The 1111-nt window shown below is 69.5% G+C and carries 1 pseudogene; it reads left to right on the top strand.

Going from position 1 to position 1111, the window contains the following annotated elements:
* Window positions 1–678: 678 nt before the first annotated feature.
* Window positions 679–1111: pseudogene (locus tag DQW06_RS24615) on the top strand (3-oxoacyl-ACP synthase III family protein); the annotation flags it as partial.

Below are 1111 nucleotides of genomic sequence, written 5' to 3'. Positions count from 1 at the left end.
GTCCTCCTCCCCTGCGGCGTAGGTTCCCCCGCCCAGTCGTGGAGTGCTCCTCCGCCATGGGGCCCGGCACGTGAGCGGGGCCGGGCGGCGTAGTCCCGTCCAGTCGCGCCCGGCACCCGCGAAGCGCCGGCGGCAGACCGTTCCCATGTCATCTCGCACACATATCCACCAGCTACGCACCTACCGTGTCCGGGCGTTTCATCCGAAGACGGAACTCCCCCGGAGGAAATATTCTCACCGCGGCCCGGAATCATATCCGACCCTTTCCCGCACAGGAACAGGCCAGGGCGCGCAACCCCCGAATACCCAGAACAGACCGGGGCCCACCGAACCCTCCCACACTCACCGGAACAACGAAGGACCACCCTCGAAAACCCTCCCGCGCGCCCGGAGTCCGCACGGTCACCACAGCCCGCCTGACCTCCCGACTCCTGGATTCACAGCACCCCAGAGGAAGCATCCTCCTTCTTCGCTTACCAGAAGAAAAGGAGTTTTGCCGCGACATCCGACGGGAACGATGCTTTTCGCTTTCCCCTTTGCCTCGCCCAGCGCCCTGGAGCCCCCTTGCCCGTTCGAATATCAGGAGTAGGCGAATACCTGCCCGCAGAAGAGGTTTCCAACGAGCGGATCTCAGAACACGCGGGGGTCTCCGCGGAATGGATAAGCCAGCGCACGGGGGTGCTGGCGCGCAGGCGCGCGGCCCCGGACGAGGCGACCTCGGACCTGGCCGCGCGGGCCTGCGAGCGTGCGCTGACCTCCGCCGGACTGCGTCCGGACCAGGTCGGGCTGATCGTCAGCGCCACGTCCCTGCCCGACGAGTTGGGCCCCTCGGTGGCCTGTCGGATCCAGAGCCGCATCGGCGCCCGCGACGCGGCCGCCATGGACGTGGGAGCCGCGTGCAGCGGATTCCTGTACGCGCTCGAGGTCGCGCGGTGCTGGCTGCACTCCAGGCCGGACGCCCCGCCCGCCCTGGTGGTCGGAGCCGAGGTGTACTCGCGCTTCGTCGACCCCGCCGACCGGGCCACGGCCTCCCTCTTCGCGGACGGGGCCGGAGCCGTGGTGCTGACCTCGGGGGACGGCGGGGAGGGGCTGTCCCCCCTCCGGTTGGGAG

This window comes from Nocardiopsis sp. TNDT3, assembly GCF_003427465.1.
Taxonomy (GTDB): Bacteria; Actinomycetota; Actinomycetes; order Streptosporangiales; family Streptosporangiaceae; genus Nocardiopsis; species Nocardiopsis dassonvillei.
The sequence above is the reverse complement of the archived record's forward strand: the minus strand, read 5'-3'. Positions and strand labels throughout refer to the sequence as shown.